The sequence below is a fragment of the Rahnella sp. PD4 genome, from assembly GCF_049199325.1.
Classification (GTDB): domain Bacteria; phylum Pseudomonadota; class Gammaproteobacteria; order Enterobacterales; family Enterobacteriaceae; genus Rahnella; species Rahnella perminowiae.
The window spans coordinates 61,699-79,418 of record NZ_JBLZQF010000010.1 but is presented as its reverse complement, the minus strand read 5'-3'; the positions used below and the strand labels follow the sequence as shown (position 1 = coordinate 79,418).

Genomic DNA, 17,720 nt, shown 5'->3' with positions numbered 1-17,720 from the left:
AATTCACAGAGTTTTTTTATTTTAAGCTGATACTGTTATTTTTCGCCCATTTCCTTAATCTGCCATTAGCATTGGCATAGGGAGATGATGTGTTAAATGAGATCATTCGCCCCATAGTCCATTTTGTGTACCATGGTTTAGCATACAAAGCGTCATCAGTGAGCCCATCAATAAGTTTCACTATTTCATTTTTTACTTCCTCGAGCTCAGTAATTAACACGTTATAATCCAATTCGCTATAATCAGAGTAAAATTTTTGCGCCAGAAGCCCAAGTTGATTCCACTTAAAACCGGTTTCTGGGAAATTAACAGGCAATCCTTTCCCGTCGGAAGTGATCCACTTTACAACCAGAGTGTTCCACCCGAGCAGATAGGAAACCAGATCTCGAACACTGATTTCCGTGCCCTTGCAGTGTCCATCCATTGAGTTATCTAAGGTGAGTTCAGGGGGGATGGCATTAAGATAACTAATTAATTTATTGAAATTTTTATCGATTGCTAAAAGCAATTCAGATTTTGTTTGCGGCACATTCATACAGAGTTACCCCGCACTTCAGAAGAAATCCATAAAGACGCCATGTGGTGTTTAAATATCAATCAATTATGTACTTCTTGGCAAGAAAGTGGAAGTCCCTGTAAACAGCTCTCTCTTTGTTCAAGGCACATGAATCACTCGAGGTTTGAGGCTATCAGGGGCTGCGACAGCAGCCCTGTGCCAGAGGCGGAAATCAAGGTATTTTCGATACATTAAATACTAGGGAGTCGGTTAACTTGCTTTCAAGTATGTTAAGGATCAAATCGAGTGGGAAGATTGTTTCATCGGTATGTCTGAGCTCTTCTATTGTCCACCAGTAATGATCGCGAATAACTTTTTTTCGTTGCTACTCCACCTTGAGCGATCAATATCTGATTTATTTGTATTAATAATAAAGAAACGCTCTTCAGCAAGAACAGTCTCCCCACTTGGTAGCATCATTGTGAAGGTTCTGGATGCTATCTGCGGTCCTGCAGCTGTTCTTATCAGCCCCGTTTCTTCAAGTAATTCGCGTAAAGCAGCCTGCTCGAAAGATTCATTGTGTTCAAGTCCTCCACCTGGAGTTGCCCAGCATTTCTTGCCGCTCAAGGCATCACCTTTATGGCAGAAGTTAAAGAGCAAGACGTGATTTTCAGGCGAAAGAACTATTAACCGAGATGATGGACGAGTTCGCACAAATCCCCCTTAAATAAAGTATTAACCCTGAATTTTGATTTATATATAACCATAATTTTCAGCCTTCATGGCCTAATAGAGCGGTATTTTCTTGCTGCTATAACCGCATTCAAAGTCTGCTCTTCACCCATAGCTGCCGGTGATCTTTCTAGGGCTGCAGAGCAATTTTACTAAAGCTGAGAATATATCAAAGGGTTGGAAAAGGTGTTCTCGACTCTTTTTCAGAAGCGGACAGAGTAAATCAAAAGTTATCAGCCATAGGATTAAGTCTATGATGAAAAATAGTTTAGGATTTATGTTAAAAGGTAGTGAATGACTGACCATAAAATATACAGAATGAATGCAGTCTGTAGCACCTTAAATGAATATCTTATATAGCGCCATTCGTAGCGTTCTCTGGCGTTGGCTTTTGAGATTGAAGCTTCTAAATTTGGTTTTTTTTCCCTTCTTTTCCGCAGCTCAGCACAACCCCAAACTAAAAGAAGTACTACCACCACAATTTTAAGAAGTACTGAGCTGTCTATATTGAAATGTGTTTCCCAAGTCCAATTAGTATTGTTCATCCTTTCTGACCTTTTACATTTTAGCCTGATCTCAAAGAGTTATAACAAGTAATGACTTGCATATACACTCAAACAAAATGGTTAATCAAAATTCTTATCAATGATCATGTCCTTAACAAGTTGCATCGTGAAGTCAGATTCGTGTTGGGTAAATGACTTTCCTACCTTTTTGGGCACGATCAGACCTTCAGCATCACGTGTTTGTCTGCTCTGTGCCAGGAGCGGCCATCCTGCCTTTCCTTAAAGCTGTGTGATCCATTCATGTCCAGGATACATCGCCTCCAGCCAACATTGTAGGTCGGCTTTTTCCTGAACGTGAAGCTTCGGCAGCGCAGCCTGGAAGTCTGCAGCATCTTTGGGCCGAATGTGTTTTGCCTTAAACAAAAGGACGAGAGCAGGAGCGAGATAAGGAATTCCGGATGGTGTTTCTCGAACGACAGTCGACCTAGGCAAACGGAACGATGGGTCGCGCTTATAAGTCCAGATTTCCGGGGTGCCATGTTCGATCATCATGTCTATTCGCCAACAAGCGTTGGTCGTGTCGGCTCCCCACAATTGGTAGGTCTCTGGTCGAGGCCTCATTTCAGGAGCAAGATAAGCAAACATGCCGTTATGGACCTCGAAAAAATCTAGCTCGGGTAACTGGGAGCGAAAAAGATCGATATCCTCGGAAAGTATGCAAAACTCCAGGTCCTCATGATCGCGGGTCTGGTAGCCCTGCCACAGGTCCAGTGCCCAACCACCGACAACGTACCAAGGCGAACTCTGATAGCGGAAGCGTTGAAAAAGCAGTTCCGGTGTCCAGGCATTCCACGCATCATCGGGAATATGCTGCATCCTCATCCTCTGCCTTTCTATCTACTCGACCGCCGCATTACTCAGTTAGGTATAACGGCCCTTCGCATCGCGGACGACGATAACATTGATGCGTCTGGCTTTACGATATCACATACCGCGTATGTCCGCTTTGTGCCAGAAGCGGAAGTCTGGTAGTTCTAGACCGCCCCCTGATATTCAGTGTCCGGACGCCCGTTTCAGCGGTAAAGGTAGTAATATAGTATTTCGTTATTTAACCTTATCTGTATTAAGGTTATGCGAACACGAAACCAGGGAGGTGTACCGTGGTAGCAGTCGATAAGATAACAAGTGATATAGAAGACATTGCGAACAGAATTGCAGACATCATCATGTCGCCCGCCACAATTACCGGATTAATAAACGGTGCGCTTACCGTTCCGCTCGATATGGATTATCTCGCTTGGGGATATATGGATACCGATTCCCGTTATGCGCATCAGACACAACGTTTTCGCATGGCGGAAGCAATTCATAATGACATCCTGAATTATAAACATATAACCAATGCCGTAGAGATCCTATTTAAAGAATTCGATAAATACGCCTCCGTATCTCAGCAAAACAATGCCTATCGCGGTGCCGTTTCCTCAATGGCCGGGCGATTCCTTACCGCGAAACTTATTGCGATAATTGGGTCGGCGGTGCTGACGAGAGTGCCATTTATTGGTGCGCAAAGTGCCAAGAACTGGATCGGCAGGGTGACGATGATTCTGCTTATCGGGGGAATGAGCGAACGCTCGATAAGAATGTCTGAAAGCCTCGCCATCGAGGCACCGGAAATTTACGCGCTGCTCCGGCCACACGATTATGACCTCACCTATTTTTTGTTTGAACCCGCCGTTAAACCGTTTATTGACGCTGTCCATGCTGGTGCCACACGCGGCCAGCCTGTGTTTGACAGGATAATCGATGCTGTAGGGCGAAAGCTGCATGTTACACAATAAGCGGCTACACAGAGTACTGAAAATGGTGTTATTTACCGCCGCCTGGATATGGAATTTTTTTGAATCCGTGTTATTCGTTGGCGGGTTAATCGGATGTCTGATGCTGCCCGTGGCGTGGCCGCTGAAATTCGTTTATGCCGCCGTATGGCTGATAATTTTCTTCTCAGTGTCAAGAGGCGTCGCCAAATTAGAAGACTATCGGGAAAGAAGTCGAAACTCAACATTAAGGAAATAAAATGTCTAACCCAGCTTATTTATGGTTAACAGATGAACTGGAAAATATTGAGATCCGCTATGAGTCGATTCAGTGGAAATATGTAGACGGGAACATAATATTTAAAGACAGCTGGAATGAGCGTGTGGTTGCATAAGCCGAAAACAGAAAAGACCGCTCATTGCGGTGTTTCGATATAGATATTTAGGCTTTGTTAAATAAATCAGATTTGGGGTAAGCATCCCTGGAGCCGGTTGCTGCTGGCAGGTAATACGCACACTTTTCGCTCAGAGCAGACCTTACGGTCCTTCAACCTGACCGCTTCGTGCCAGAAGCGGATCCAGCAAAAGCTCTGTTGTTTGGATTTTTATCGCGAGCCCCTCCGAATTACCGGTTGGACATATAGCTTTTTAGAATCAGCCCGGCAGAAAGAATATGTTCAACAGTATAGTCGCGAGCAGTAGCGGGGTCGCCCCGCAGACAGGCGCTTAAAATAAGCTCATGTTCATCCTGAAACTTGAGCGTTTCAGACAGTAACTGATGCTGCAAGAGCTCATATCTTTCTATCTGCGCTCGTAGTTCATTTATCATTTTCAGCAGGCGCTGATTTTTACACTTGCGGTATAACAGCTCATGAAATTCCCGGTTGTATTGCCCCTGTTGTGTTGATTCGCTGGCGCTACCAAGAAGTTTGTGAACAAACTCTGCCCGCGCAAGCGTTTCAGAATCCATGTATTGATAACTCTGAAAAATAGCATCACCTTCCAGTAACGCCCGGAGTTGATAAATTTCGTCAACATCGTGAGCGCTAAGCGTCCTGACGACAGCTCCGCGGTTTCTGTAAACGTCAACTAAGCCTTCCCTCTCAAGTTTCTGGATTGCTTCTCTCAGCGGGATGCGGCTGACAGAAAACTGGTTGGCGAGGTCTCTTTCCACAAGACGATCTCCGTCCCGCAGCGAGCCGTTGTTGATTAAATTTTTTAGCTCAAAGGCAAGCATGTCCGCGGTCGAAAGAATAACCGAACTCATAAAACCTACTACTTGGTGATTTAATGGTATACCATTATGCCATCTGAATTAGCACTTTGACAACGATTTGCGGTAAATCGCGCTTCATCCAGGAGTGACTGAAAGTAGAGAGGAGAGAGTGGTGAGAATTTCAAAAGCAGATAAATGTTAATTTCATTGGCCGACTGAGAGTGTATTGCTAACTAGCAGACATAAAGAACTGGAGCGGGAAATTTATGGAACACAGTTATTCGTCACATATATCTTGGACAGGAAACCTGGGGAAAGGGACATCAGGGTATCGTTCATATGACCGGACATGGGATATTGCTGTCGCTGGAAAGGAAATAATACATTGTTCTAATGATCCGATACTGGGTGGTGACCCTGGTAAAATGAATCCGGAAGACCTGCTTATATCATCTCTTTCTGCATGTCACATGCTGTGGTATTTACATCTGGCATCAGATGCGGGCATCACTGTAATGGATTATGAAGATTCACCGGTAGCAACAGGTGAGGTGTTAAAAAATGGTGCCGGCCGCTTCCTGTCCGCCGTACTCAGGCCAAAAATTACTGTCGTAGCCGGTACTGATATTGATGCTGCAATGGCTATTCACCATGAGATCCATAAAGTATGCTTTATTGCCAGATCAGTAAACTTCCCTGTGAGCTATGACCCTGAGTTTATTATCTCTGACGAAGCGTATTCTGCAACGGTGTAAAGTTCAATGCCGAATAACGCCGGTCAGCGGGACGATAGCTAACAGTGACTGTATCAGCCAAACCCCCGCTCCTCGCTCATAGCAGCCCTTGATATTTGCCTTGGGCTGCTTTGTGCCAGAAGCGGACATTATGCGCTTCATAATGTGGTAACTATAGAGAGGCGAACTTGCTGTATGACTTGCAGATTGCGCTAAACTCAAACCCCTCTGAATTAACCAACCGGCCAACGATAAAGGCAAGATGTATGTCTGATGATAATTTATCACGCATGGGGACTGCCAAAGTGACGCTTTTGGTGGATGAAGCAGGTCATCGGGTAATCGAAAAATTTCCTGTCAGTGATGTCGAGTTTAATTTTTATCAACACGCAGCCAGGCATCTCGTTCAGGTCGACATTTCCACCCCAAAGCTGTTGATCGCCGATCCGGCCACACGCAAGTTAAGACTGGAATATGTCCCACACCAAGTTGATCAGGACGAAGTTGGACGAGATGAAGTGTTGGCAATTCTGTCTCGCTTACATTGCTATCGACCTGACCCTTCATGGGTTTATCACAATTTAACCTGGTCAGAAGCAGCCCTTGAAAAATCTCTCATATTGTTGGCATTACCGGACAGAGCAGCAAAACAGTTACGGTATTTTCACCGGGCAAGTGATGCTCTTTTCAGTGGTCAGTGCTTAATTTCAGGCGACAGTAATGCGGGTAATTGGGGAAAAAGGGATAACGGTGATTTAGTTCTATTCGACTGGGAGAGATTCAGCACTGGTAGCCCAGCCATTGACCTTGCCCCACTAATAAAGGGAATGGGTTTTAAACAAAAATTTATTGAGTTTGCTGAACGCTATAACTGTATATCGCGGAATTATAATCCTAATGATTTAGCCAAAGAAATTGCGATTGCTAAAGCATGGATTGTTACCCAGATAATCGTACTGCTTAATGAACGGCAGAAAAGTGATTTTCAATTCTATCTCAAATGGTACAGAGAAAATCTTCCCGCCTGGTTAGATAACACTGTAAAAATGCTTTGATATTTTCAACCCCCTTGTCTACGAATGATGCGGATTCCACTATCAGTAGCAATGTCCGCTCCTCGCTCTTAGCTGCTGTACGAGTCCCTCTAGTGGACATCACAGTGCCAAAAGCAGACGTTAAGTTGTTCAAGAAAAGCTCTCATATCTTGGCCAATGTATGTCGACCACTTCAACGTCAAAATATTGTCATTTTCATAAGGTTTTTTGTAAGATACAGAGTTTAGAGCTAATAGAATGACTTCTCCGCAATCTTAAGTCGGAGAAAGTATCCAAATTCATATAAGCTAATTTAGTGAAAAAATAGAGGCATGCCACTTTAGGGATATCTTTAATTATGAAAAAAAAAGCACTATTCATGTTAATTGCATTTAGCTGTTTTAACACAAATGCTGAAAGTTTGGAGGACTGCCGGAATGTTTTTAATACCGAAGTCATACCAATGAATTCTTTCGAACACTGCCTTAAATTTGCAAATAACGGTAATTCCCGTGCTCAGTATTATATTGGTCTTATGTTCGACGTAGGTAAGGGTGTTAATAAAAATTTTAGCAAAATGTTTGAATGGTACACTTTGGCTGCAAAGAATGGCGATGCATATGCGCAAGGTACTCTCGGTTTGATGTACGAGGAAGGGCGTGGCGTAGAAAAAGACGATAGCAAAGCTTTTGAATGGTACACATTAGCTGCCAAGCAAGGTCTGGTGTCTACACAGTACAATCTTGGAGTAATGTACGCTCTTGGGCATGGAGTGAAACAGGATAATGCCAAAGCAGTGGAATGGTTCACTTTAGCTGCCCGACAAGGTGATAAAGATGCTCAGGATCATCTTGGCTATAGGTATGCGAAGGGGCAAGGTGTAAAACACGATGATAGCAAAGCCATTGAATGGTATACCTTGGCTGCCCGACAAGGTGATGAACATGCTCAGCAGAATCTAGGCTATATGTACGCGACGGGGCAAGGTGTAAAACACGATGATAGCAAAGCTATTGAATGGTATACCTTGGCTGCAAAGCATGGTTATGCTCCTGCTCAATTCAACCTCGGAGTAGCCTACAATAATGGCGTAGGTGTGAAAAAGGATGATGACAAAGCAGCTGAATGGTTAATACTGGCCGCTAATCAGGGACTCGCAAAGGCACAATATAATCTTGGAATGGCGTACAAACATGGCAAAGGTGTGAAGCAGGATAATAGCAAAGCAGTGGAATGGTTAACGCTAGCCGCTAACCAGGGGCTTGCTTTTGCACAGTTTAACCTCGGGCAGATGTACGCGAATGGCGATGGGGTGAAACAGGACGATAGTAAGGCGTTTCAGTTGGTTATGCTGGCGGCAAAGCAGGGGGACGCATTGTCACAAGCCCGTCTAGGCCAGATGTATGGGATTGGCCTCGGCGCTAAGATGGATTTAACTCAAGCCTATAATTGGACCGCGTTGGCTGCACATCAAGATTATGCGTTCTCCCAGGCAGTCCTCGGTGTTATGTATGCAGAGGGGCGTGGCGTCAAACAAAACCAGTTATTAGCTAAAGAATGGATTAATGAATCTTGTAAAAATGGAAATAAATTTGGGTGTGATGAAAAAAACATATTAAGATTCTGATATTTGTGAAGATAGGCTTCAGTAGCTTGGATCACCGGGCAGTTATGCTGCAGAACCAAATTGACACATTCCAGCTTGAACTCATGGGTAAACGTTTTTCTTCGCATTCTTTCCTCGTTAGCGTTGCCCATTATATCTCTAACAAAGTATACGGCTTGATTAGACCATTACATCTGACAGGCAGTTCGGTGCCAAAAGCGGACTTTATTAAGTCCGCCTTACATTGGCTAAAGGGGAGCAGGCCAATATCCAGTTGGCATGAGTTATTTCAGTAAATAATCGAACTTCTCTTCCCAATTTGAATTTAGATCTTGCAGTTTTACCCTCTCAAAAACCGCGATAATTTTGTCAAAATAACTTCCAAGCCCCACCCTGGATAGCTCGGAATTTAACCATATTATTTTTACTGGCCTTTCAATATCAGTGCTAAGGCGATCCCACAATGCATCAAGATTTCTGCCATAGTAAGGTCCAAAGTCTAATGACGCAGAAATAATGGAATGAAATTCTTTTTCAGTTAGGACACGCGTTCCATCCAAATACAATTGACCAACATTCATTTTCTGTTCACTCACTTTGACTTTCTACCTATTAATTAACACGTTGAAATGCAATTGATTTCCACCTTATGGGTATTAACAATTGCCAACTTCCGCTCATCGCTCTCAGCAGACCTTCAGCGTCACGTGTTTGTCTGCTGTGTGCCAGAAGCGGACATTACAATCGAAGCCCGACCGCTTGAAAATATAATTACTCAGTCAGCTAATAATGAATGATCGCTTCAAAGGATGAAAAACGGCTGGATATAAAATCAACAAAAAGAAAGGTTGCAATTTTATCTTACCTGCTTATGATTGACTAATCACTCACCTAAGGATGTTGTATGGCACGCCCGTTATCACAGGAAAAACGCTTTGCTATCCTTGATGCTGCCCTTCACATTATTGCGATCCAGGGTCTGGGAGCGACAACATCTCTTATGGCTAAAGAGGCCGGTGTTTCGACAGGCTCTCTTTTTACATATTTTCCGGACAAGCTGACGCTACTTAATGAGCTATATCTTCACATTAAAAGTGAGGTGGCTGGAGCACTTATCGAAGGATTTCCTGTCCAGTTGAGCATCAGGGAAAAGACTTTTCACGTCTGGCAATCTTATATCCGCTGGGCATGCGCCAGTCCCGAGAAGCATCATACTCTTCAGCAACTTAATGCTTCCCGCATTATTACTGAAAACACGCGTCAGCAGTCATCAGCCTTGTTTGATGCTGTTAATCATATGCTGATTGAAATTGAAAAATCAGACATCAGTCAGAACGTGGCGTTCGTGACGGCTGTGATGGCCTCACTAGCTGAGGCAGCAGTTGAGTTTTCCATGAAAGAGCCTGAAAAGTCAGAAACATATATTTCTGATGGTTTCACTATGTTCTGGCGGGGTCTGGGCTTGTAATCGCTATCTCAAAAACCAGTTAAATGACTGACTAGTCAGTTTTAAATCAGTACCAATAAACCCTGTGACATGTCACAGGCCCAATTTATTAAGCGAGAGAAAGTCATGAGACATATTACGCAACACTATATCGGCGGTAGATTCACAGACTCTGTCGGACAGGAGAAGTTTAACCTTGTAAATCCTGCGGCAAATATGCTTACAGGAACCGTGCTGATGGGCAATGAAGAAGACACCCGACATGCAATTTCTGCTGCAAAAGAAGCTTTTAAAACTTACTCCCTTACCACCCCCCTTCAGCGTGCAGAATATTTACAGCGGTTTCATGATGCAGTAGCGTCGCGGGCAGATGAACACGTTCAGGCTCTTGTTGAGGAATATGGCGGCCCACATCAGATAGCCAGGGATCTTGTCCAGGCAGCCTGTGGCGCTATTCTGAGCGTTAAAGAAAGCCTTAAAGACGTCCCCTTTAAAAAAATGGTGGGTCAGGCCGAAGTATCACTGCATCCCGTCGGCGTAGCTGCACACATTACACCGTGGAATGCCAACATCGTGTACTTCTGCAACAAAGCTGCAGCCGCGCTTGCCGCTGGCTGCACCGTGGTAACCAAACCCAGCGAAATGAGCGCAGTACAGACCCAAATCCTGATGGAATGCGTTGACGCCGCCGGATTGCCGGCAGGAGTCATCAATGTTGTTAATGGCCGCGGCGACGTGGTTGGCGTGGAGCTGACCATTAACCCGGACGTAGCCAAAATTTCCTTTACCGGGTCAACTGCCGTGGGTAAAAGTATTGCCGCTCGCAGCGCCGACACCCTGAAGAGAGTTACTCTGGAGCTGGGGGGCAAGTCAGCCCATATAGTTCTTGAGGATGCTGACCTGAACAAAGCGCTGCCATTCATCCTTCAGTCAGGTTTCCTGAACAGTGGCCAGGCGTGCATTGCAGGCACCCGAATTCTGGTGCCGGAAAGCCGTTACGATGAAATTACGACCGCGCTGAAACAGGCCGTCGAGCAACTGAAAGTCGGTCTGCCTCAGGATTCAGATACGGTTATTGGTCCAATGGTCTCCCGGACGCAGTACCAGCGCGTACAGGAGTATATTAAAACAGGCATTGAGGAAGGCGGCGAAATACTGACTGGCGGCCCCGGGAACCCTGAAGGGCTTGAAGACGGTAACTTTGTTAAACCCACCGTCTTTATCAACGTAACAAATAATATGACCATCGCACGTGAAGAAATTTTCGGGCCTGTATTGTGCGTCATTTCCTATAAAAATGAGCAGGAAGCGATCGATATCGCCAATGATTCATCCTATGGCTTGGCGGGCTACGTCAGCGGAGAGGATTTAGCGAATGCGAGAAAAGTCGCTGAGCAGATTCAGGCCGGAACAGTTTCGGTTAATGCATTTGCTTATACCTCTTTCGCTCCTTTCGGCGGCATGAAGCAGTCAGGTATCGGAAGGGAGAACGGTGCGTATGGCATTCAGAGTTACCTGGAATATAAGACGATAGCTTGAAGCTAATTGATAATTCCGCTGTTTATTTCAATAGCGCCCGGTCCCTTCACAGACCAGCAGAGAGTGTGGGGGATTCATACCAGGCAGACACCAGAGGTTGGATAATGAGAGTTTTAATCTATGGCGCATCCGGGATGGTCGGCCAGGGCGTATTGCGCGAGTGCATGAAAGCAAAAGATGTCGAAACTGTAACCGTTATCGTTCGTTCGCCATTGCCTGAATGCCATACCCGCCTTAATCAGGTTGTTACAGATGACTTGATTTCACCGCTGGCTGGCTTGAATGCAGCGGGAAAATGGGATGCCTGCTTTTTTTGTCTGGGCGTGAGCGCATCAGGTCTGTCAGAGGAAGAATACAGTCGTATTACTTTTAAACTGACACTTGATGTTGCCTCAGACCTGGTACGGTTAGATCCGGATATAACCTTTATCTATGTCTCGGGTGCAGGGACAGACAGCTCTGAAGCGGGAAAAAGCATGTGGGCAAGAGTTAAGGGTAAAACAGAAAATAGCCTGCTCAGGCTTGGCTTCACTTCGGCACAGATGTTTCGCCCTGCAGTAATATGGCCTCTTGACGATACTCGCTCTAAAACTACGGTCTACAGAATTTTTTACACCATACTGTCACCATTCTTTCCTGCCTTAAAACGCCTCTTTCCCAACAGCATTATTACCACTGAAGAAATGGGAAAAGCCATGCTGAATGCCGTACGCTATGGTTACGGTAAGTCCGTCCTCGGAAAAGAAGATATCTGCCTGCTTGCCAAAAAATAATAACAGTAACTGTTTGTTCTTACTTAAAAATGTCCGCTTCTTGCTCATAACCGCCGGTCAAAAAACCAAAAAGCCCACTTAAGTTTCCCTAAGCGGGCTTATCTAATAGAGCTCCTTTGACCGGGAACGCCATTTCCATTAATTGGCTAATAACTAAGAAAAACTCCCCTCCTGTCAAGAGCACCAAAATGGCCGCTATTGGCCTCGCGTTATCGTGAGGCCCGCGCCAGTCCAGCCGGTGAACATGTGGTGTCTGATTCAGCCGATATCGACTTTCATGGCGATGTCCCAGCTGCCGGCGCCATTCTTGGCCAGACCGATCATCATCAGGCCGAGCGACTCTAGCGTCTTGGCCATTTGCAGGCCGCCGACATCGAACGGACGCAACCCGAGACTTTCGATGAAGGTCGAGACGCGTGCCTTCGCCTGCGCATCGTCGGCTGCGATGAACGCGTCGAGGTGCCCACCCCTGGCCAGTACGTGGCCGAAGAGGGTGTTGAACGCCTTCACGACATGCGCGTTGGCGGGGAGGAGCCTGGCGGTCTCCTGCGCACCGGAACTGCCGTGGGGAGTGACGAGGCCCGAGAGGTCGGGGGCAACCGGGTTAGTGATGTCGATGATTACCTTGTTGCCGAGCGCTTCGCCAAAGTCGGCCACCACCGCCGCAACGCTGCTGTACGGCACGGCGAGAATGACGATGTCGCCCGCCGGCGCAGCGCCGTAGGTCCCTATGGTCGCGCCGGCTGCCAGCTGGTCGGCCAGCGTCTGGGCCCTGGCAGTGTCGCGTCCGATCACCTCAAGGGTATGTCCAGCCTTGGCGGTACGCCTGGCGATGGCCGTGGCCATGCCTCCTGCTCCTATGATGCTGATAGTGCTCATATGCTGATTCCTCGTGAGTTGGGGGATTGCCCGTCATCGCTAAACGGGCCTCCCCGGTTGATATGTCGTGTGCGTCGGGCCTCCCGCGTCATCCCTGATGCCATTGCCGGGTCGGCAAAGTCTTTGCCCGAACGGGGCAGGGCATCGCGACACCGCCGTCTGCCAGGCTCGTTGCGAGCCGAATCCCTGTCACAGCTCAACTCAACTGGCAGGGAAGTAATGGCCGTTGTCCAAACCGGCGAGCAGCCCGGGCTGGGCGGGTTCCCAGCCGAGGGTCTGGCGGGTGATGAGGCTGGATGCCGGGAGGTTCAGCGTGACCAGATTCGCGAGGAACCCAAAGTATCCCGGCAGCATGAGTTCGTCGGCGGGAATGCTCACCGCAGGCAGGCCCAGGCGGCTGCCAATGGCCTCGGCGATCTCGCGGAACGGGATGCCCTCGCTCTCGAGCCCATGCCAGGTCTTGCCGGCCGGACCCTTCTCCAGCGCCAGGCGGAACAGTGAGGCCAGGTCGCGGGCATGCACGGCCGGCCACAGGTTTGCGCCGTCTCCGGGGTAGCCGATGACACCCTTCTCCTTCGCGAGCTTAATCAGTATCGGGAGGAACCCGGCATTGTCGGTTGTGCTGTGCGCGATGGTGGGGATCCGCACGATCGAGGATCGCACGCCGCGCTCCGCAAGGCCGATTACCGCGAGTTCCACGACATTACGGACCCGCAGGGAGCCCTTGTACGCATCGCCGCCGGGAAGGGCCGGGTCCTCTTCGGTCGCCGGTCGGTCCAGGAAGCTGGCCCCGGGCGCCGTCCAGCCCAGGTTCGTGGGCGAGCCAATGCTCCCCGAAACGACCAGCGGTTTTCCGGTTCCGGCCAATGCCTCGCCGTACGCGTGCATGACCTGGAGCTCTGCTGCTGCTACGGCGTCAATCCCGCCGACGGGAAGCAGGTCTTGCCTGTGCGCGACGTGGATGACGCCATCGGACTCCGCAGCCGCCGCCCTGAGCCCATCCAGATCGGAAATATCCCCGCGACGCACCCTGGCGCCGAGCGCGGACACCGCCGCGGCGGATTTATCCGACCTGGCCAGGCCGGTGACCTCGTGGCCGGCGGCGATAAGTTCGGGAATGATGTACGAGCCGATATGGCCGGTCCCGCCAGTGACTAAAACGTGCATGATATTTTCCTTTTAGGTGCGATATGAGTGGGGGTGTCGTGCGCTCAGCCGAGAAGGCTGACGCCGATCGAGAAGTTGGTGTGCCTGACGGAGTGGGTCATGAGGCCCAGACACAGCATGCAGGCGTGCTCCAGCGTCCGCGCCATGAACAGCGGCCCGGTATCCATCGGGCGCAGCCCGAGGCTCTCGATGAACGCCGAGACATGTGCCTTCGCCTGCGCGTTGTCCCCGGCGATGAACACGTCCAGCCGGTGACCTTTGACTGAACCCACGGCCAGCACGTGGGAAAACTGGGTGTTGAATGCCTTGACGATATCCGCATCGGCAGGGGCGGCCCTGGCGATCTCCCGCGCGCCGAAACTGTCTTCAGGCGTCAGGAAGCTTGAGAAGTCGGTTTTGATGGGATTGGTGATGTCGATAAGAAGCTTGCCCGCCAGCTTTTCGCCGTACTGCTTCAGCACGCCGAGAACGGCGGAGTAGGGAACCGCCAGGATGACGATGTTCCCGGCCGGGGTGGCGCCGAAGGTTCCCGTCGTTGCACCGGCTCCGATCTGCCCGGCCAGCGCCCGAGCCTTGTCAACGTCGCGACTCATTACCTCGACGAGGTGTCCGGCCCTGGCGGCAAGACCGCCGATCGCCGCCGCCATGCCGCCGGAGCCGATGATGCTGATAGTGCTCATGTGCAATTTCCTTACGGATAGGGGTTAATCATTCATGGATTGCAGGTGCGATCCCACAACCGGACTTAACATACAGGTCATGCTAGCCTTGTCACTTGCAATAAACAAGTAAAATAACTTGTAAAAAACAAGTGAAAAAAAGAGGAGGGTTTGCTTGCGATAGACAAGCGATGTAAGATCCCGCCATGAAAACGACGAATAAAGAAATTCGGTCCCATTGCGCGGTCAACTATGGCGTGGAGATCTTTGGCGACAGGTGGTCGCTCTTGATCATTCGCGACATCGTTTTTACCGGTAAGAAGACCTATGGCGAGTTTATGAAATCAGAAGAGGGCATCGCGACCAATGTCCTGGCGTCCCGCCTTGCCTTTCTTGAACAGCAGGGGGTTCTTGCGAGAGCACCCAGCCCCGACGACGGGCGCAAGGATTTATACACTCTGACCGAGAAAGGCCTCGACCTGATTCCTGTCATGCTTAACATCGTCCTCTGGAGCGCGAAGCACGATTCGAAGTCGTACGTATTGCACCGCAGGGAGTGGGTTGATCGATTAAGTCGAAACCCCGTGGAAGTGAGCGAAGAGGTGAAGGCGCTGGTTCGCAATGGCGGATGCATGTTTCCCGCTGGCAAGCAATGAGTAAGACGGCAAGCGTGCCTTGTCACGCGCAGAAAGAACAACGTGAAAACGATGCCGGGTGCCTGCCATCGGGCTTTCAAGCCGAAAAGCCAAGCTGAAAAATATGTCACTTTTCCCAAACGGAAAAGCAAAAAGCCCGCTCAGGTTTCCCTGGGCGGGCTTCTTTAATTTTGTTTCTCTGGCTGGGTTTGCCTTTGCCTGTAACTTTTTTGATAAGAAAGACAAACCTGAACTCTCTTCCTGTCAAGACCACCAGGGTGACCACTAAAAGTGGTGGGTTACATAAATCTGGTTTCAGCGATCTTCTGCATGTGATGATCGTTACTGTGGTGTCCACCGCAAGGGAGGCGTAACTAGAGCGAACATCGAAGAATCTGCCCTAAGTGGAACTATGTACAAAGAGATTTGACAGGCAGCTTTGTGCCAAAAGCGGAACTTTATATAAGTTGCAGTAGGTAAGACGCTACGATATTTTTCTCATTTGAGATGTAGACACTTTGTCCGATTCACAAAATCTCAACAACCTCAAATTCTTCAGCGATCAGCTCCATATCATCAGAAAAATAACCTTCACGAGTGAAAAACCGCTGATGTTCTTTCTGCCAATACTCAAGGCTCAAATCACCTTCACCTTCCTTTCGGGCAAAGTCGGCGGTAACATCACAAAAACGCACCAGTCGCATCGAAACCAACCTAATAACGCATACCGGTACATCTTGGCTATCAAGGATGATGTTATAACTCCCAATCCTAGGTGCATATTTTTCTTGTAGGTAAGATGCAAAAGAACAGCATGAGGCCGTTTTAACCCCTTTTTTAATAAGGTATGCATGCTCGTTGGCAAGTTCTGGGCTATCACCAATTTTCCAAGCATCCGCGCTTGGATACTTCACCTTTATTTCATCAACCGAAGACATTTAAAACCCTTCTTAATCTTAATAAAAAGAAATTTCATACATATTTTGATCATGAATTGCACGAAATATTTAAAGTGATACTCTCATATTACTATTTTGTCCGCTGTTCGCTCTCAGCAGACCTTCAGCTTTACGTGTTTGTCTGCTGTGTGCCAGAAGCAGACAGTGGACAGTCCATCAATGCATCAGTGATAATCCACCCATCACTGTCGCGCTTACAAAATCACCCTTTAGGCTGATCATGAGGTAATGTGTCGCTATGGAAAGTTATACGACATGCATTCAGCAAATCTGCGACAGTGATGTCGCCTAATAAATAATTAGGAGCAACCATGAAACATATTTTGGCATTCATAATTGTATTATTTACATTAGCAGGATGTGCTTCAACTGGGAGCCAATCGCCGCAGCAAGCCGCACGATCTGCGGCGATTTTATTTGATCAGCAAAAATTCAATTTAGTTTGGGTTCCCGCAGCGAATAACGGTATCTCCGGAGCTATGGCATCCGCCCTTATCGGAAGTGCGGGTTTAGACTCTCCAATTGTTTCAAGCATCTACCAAATAATTGCCCCTGCAAGCAAAGCTGATGTTCGTGTCGCCATCTCAGGAACTAATAGTTCTTTTGCAGCTAACTCAGCCATTGCAGCTTTAAGTAACACATCAACTATGCTTCCTAAATTACAACTTGCATTTATCGGCTCGAAATCAGACGCCGAGGCCGTTCGCTCGGTAGTTGAAGCTAAAGGCGGTAAATTCTTGCACTCCACACCAAATGGCTCCTAAATAGCGACAAGGCCGCTGGCTTGACCGGCGACAGTCGGCCATAGCTGTCGGTCGTGACAAGCAGAAATCGGCCAGAAGCGGACATCAAATCATGCTATCAACATAAATGATGGTTTAGTAAAACCTCAAAGAAGTTAACCGGAGTAAAAAATGCGTAGGATCATTGTTGTGGAGTATGAAGAGCAATGGCATACCCGATATGAGGCTGAAAGGGGCTTATTACAGAACACGCTGGGGAAGGTAATTTCACAGGTTCATCATATTGGCAGTACGTCTATACCGGGGCTATCAGCAAAACCAATCATAGATATATTGCTGGAGGTATATGATCTGGATGAGCTGGATAAATTAAACTTTGCAATGGAGCGTGCCGGATACTGCGTTCGTGGTGAAAATGGAATTTCAAATCGAAGATATTTCACTAAAGGAGAAGAGCACCGTAGTCATCACGTTCATGCTTTTGGCGTAGGCAATCCTCAAATAGTAAAACATCTGGCGTTCCGCGATTATTTGAGAAAAAACAAGAAAGAAGCTGATGAGTATGCTGAGATAAAGCATGCTGCAGTACTGGCAAGTGAGGATAATATTCCTCTCTATAGTACTCTTAAAGCCGACTTTATCGCTCATCATCTCCGGCTGGCACTTAGAGACTACAAATAACAAAAGTTACTTTCAGCACAAATGCATGATGTGGTGGTATGTCCGCTCTTCGCTCATAGCGGACTTGACAGGCAACTGGACAGGCCGCTCTGTGCCA

18 protein-coding genes and 2 pseudogenes are annotated in these 17,720 nt (G+C 47.7%); 11 read left to right on the top strand and 9 right to left on the bottom strand.

The window, feature by feature from the left end:
* Positions 1-16: 16 nt before the first annotated feature.
* From ACOZIO_RS20695 to ACOZIO_RS20685, 3 genes and pseudogenes are all read right to left on the bottom strand, one after another.
* On the bottom strand, positions 17-535 hold the full coding sequence (locus tag ACOZIO_RS20695; RefSeq protein ID WP_217138400.1) for a ClbS/DfsB family four-helix bundle protein: 519 nt from the start codon (positions 533-535) through the stop codon (positions 17-19).
* A gap of 193 nt (positions 536-728) precedes the next feature.
* Positions 729-1,210, bottom strand: a pseudogene (locus ACOZIO_RS20690) (NUDIX hydrolase).
* Between the two features lie 803 nt (positions 1,211-2,013).
* Positions 2,014-2,610, bottom strand: coding sequence for a nucleotidyltransferase domain-containing protein (locus tag ACOZIO_RS20685; RefSeq protein WP_421595663.1), 597 nt, complete (start codon positions 2,608-2,610; stop codon positions 2,014-2,016).
* 350 nt (positions 2,611-2,960) lie between these two features.
* On the opposite strand from ACOZIO_RS20685, the gene ACOZIO_RS20680 reads away from it, so the two are divergent.
* Together ACOZIO_RS20680 and ACOZIO_RS20675 are read left to right on the top strand one after the other, a co-directional pair.
* Positions 2,961-3,575, top strand: a complete 615-nt coding sequence (locus ACOZIO_RS20680) for a hypothetical protein (protein WP_421595682.1) — start codon at positions 2,961-2,963, stop codon at positions 3,573-3,575.
* A gap of 272 nt (positions 3,576-3,847) precedes the next feature.
* Positions 3,848-3,946, top strand: a pseudogene (locus tag ACOZIO_RS20675) (type VI secretion system tube protein Hcp); the annotation flags it as partial.
* A 230-nt stretch (positions 3,947-4,176) separates the two neighbouring features.
* Here ACOZIO_RS20675 and ACOZIO_RS20670 read toward each other — a convergent pair.
* Positions 4,177-4,818 carry a GntR family transcriptional regulator gene (locus ACOZIO_RS20670; protein WP_129955555.1) on the bottom strand — a complete coding sequence of 214 codons (642 nt, stop codon included), beginning with the start codon at positions 4,816-4,818 and terminating at the stop codon, positions 4,177-4,179.
* 215 nt (positions 4,819-5,033) lie between these two features.
* On the opposite strand from ACOZIO_RS20670, the gene ACOZIO_RS20665 reads away from it, so the two are divergent.
* The 3 genes from ACOZIO_RS20665 (at position 5,034) to ACOZIO_RS20655 (ending at position 8,162) form a co-directional block, all read left to right on the top strand.
* A complete protein-coding gene (locus ACOZIO_RS20665; RefSeq protein ID WP_129955556.1) occupies positions 5,034-5,522 on the top strand; it encodes an OsmC family protein in 489 nt (162 codons plus the stop codon).
* 245 nt (positions 5,523-5,767) lie between these two features.
* The gene (locus ACOZIO_RS20660; protein WP_421595662.1) at positions 5,768-6,556 is read left to right on the top strand and encodes a phosphotransferase family protein; all 789 of its coding nucleotides are present in this window, start codon (positions 5,768-5,770) and stop codon (positions 6,554-6,556) included.
* A gap of 337 nt (positions 6,557-6,893) precedes the next feature.
* A complete protein-coding gene (locus ACOZIO_RS20655; protein WP_421595661.1) occupies positions 6,894-8,162 on the top strand; it encodes an SEL1-like repeat protein in 1,269 nt (422 codons plus the stop codon).
* Positions 8,163-8,425: 263 nt separating this feature from the next.
* Here ACOZIO_RS20655 and ACOZIO_RS20650 read toward each other — a convergent pair whose 3' ends face one another.
* On the bottom strand, positions 8,426-8,737 hold the full coding sequence (locus ACOZIO_RS20650) for a barstar family protein (RefSeq protein ID WP_240782875.1): 312 nt from the start codon (positions 8,735-8,737) through the stop codon (positions 8,426-8,428).
* A 308-nt stretch (positions 8,738-9,045) separates the two neighbouring features.
* On the opposite strand from ACOZIO_RS20650, the gene ACOZIO_RS20645 reads away from it, so the two are divergent.
* From ACOZIO_RS20645 to ACOZIO_RS20635, 3 genes are all read left to right on the top strand, one after another.
* Positions 9,046-9,609, top strand: coding sequence for a TetR/AcrR family transcriptional regulator (locus ACOZIO_RS20645; RefSeq protein WP_129955559.1), 564 nt, complete (start codon positions 9,046-9,048; stop codon positions 9,607-9,609).
* A gap of 105 nt (positions 9,610-9,714) precedes the next feature.
* A complete protein-coding gene (locus ACOZIO_RS20640; protein WP_421595660.1) occupies positions 9,715-11,127 on the top strand; it encodes an aldehyde dehydrogenase family protein in 1,413 nt (470 codons plus the stop codon).
* 104 nt (positions 11,128-11,231) lie between these two features.
* Positions 11,232-11,900, top strand: a complete 669-nt coding sequence (locus ACOZIO_RS20635; RefSeq protein ID WP_421595659.1) for an epimerase — start codon at positions 11,232-11,234, stop codon at positions 11,898-11,900.
* 258 nt (positions 11,901-12,158) lie between these two features.
* On the opposite strand, the gene ACOZIO_RS20630 is transcribed toward ACOZIO_RS20635, so the two are convergent.
* The 3 genes from ACOZIO_RS20630 to ACOZIO_RS20620 all read right to left on the bottom strand — a co-directional run bounded on the left by ACOZIO_RS20630 (position 12,159) and on the right by ACOZIO_RS20620 (position 14,626).
* On the bottom strand, positions 12,159-12,779 hold the full coding sequence (locus tag ACOZIO_RS20630) for an NADPH-dependent F420 reductase (RefSeq protein ID WP_235174023.1): 621 nt from the start codon (positions 12,777-12,779) through the stop codon (positions 12,159-12,161).
* 201 nt (positions 12,780-12,980) lie between these two features.
* Positions 12,981-13,946 (bottom strand): SDR family oxidoreductase, encoded by a 966-nt coding sequence (locus ACOZIO_RS20625; RefSeq protein WP_129950983.1) that lies wholly within the window; start codon positions 13,944-13,946, stop codon positions 12,981-12,983.
* 44 nt (positions 13,947-13,990) lie between these two features.
* Positions 13,991-14,626 carry an NADPH-dependent F420 reductase gene (locus ACOZIO_RS20620; RefSeq protein ID WP_421595658.1) on the bottom strand — a complete coding sequence of 212 codons (636 nt, stop codon included), beginning with the start codon at positions 14,624-14,626 and terminating at the stop codon, positions 13,991-13,993.
* Between the two features lie 185 nt (positions 14,627-14,811).
* Here ACOZIO_RS20620 and ACOZIO_RS20615 point away from each other — a divergent pair, with 185 nt between their 5' ends.
* Complete coding sequence (locus tag ACOZIO_RS20615) at positions 14,812-15,261, top strand: winged helix-turn-helix transcriptional regulator (RefSeq protein ID WP_421595657.1); 450 nt, start codon at positions 14,812-14,814, stop codon at positions 15,259-15,261.
* A 506-nt stretch (positions 15,262-15,767) separates the two neighbouring features.
* On the opposite strand, the gene ACOZIO_RS20610 is transcribed toward ACOZIO_RS20615, so the two are convergent.
* The gene (locus ACOZIO_RS20610) at positions 15,768-16,178 is read right to left on the bottom strand and encodes an ASCH domain-containing protein (protein WP_421595656.1); all 411 of its coding nucleotides are present in this window, start codon (positions 16,176-16,178) and stop codon (positions 15,768-15,770) included.
* A 332-nt stretch (positions 16,179-16,510) separates the two neighbouring features.
* On the opposite strand from ACOZIO_RS20610, the gene ACOZIO_RS20605 reads away from it, so the two are divergent.
* Together ACOZIO_RS20605 and ACOZIO_RS20600 are read left to right on the top strand one after the other, a co-directional pair.
* The gene (locus tag ACOZIO_RS20605; protein ID WP_421595655.1) at positions 16,511-16,963 is read left to right on the top strand and encodes a hypothetical protein; all 453 of its coding nucleotides are present in this window, start codon (positions 16,511-16,513) and stop codon (positions 16,961-16,963) included.
* 150 nt (positions 16,964-17,113) lie between these two features.
* Positions 17,114-17,623 (top strand): GrpB family protein, encoded by a 510-nt coding sequence (locus ACOZIO_RS20600; RefSeq protein ID WP_129990888.1) that lies wholly within the window; start codon positions 17,114-17,116, stop codon positions 17,621-17,623.
* Positions 17,624-17,720: the final 97 nt, after the last annotated feature.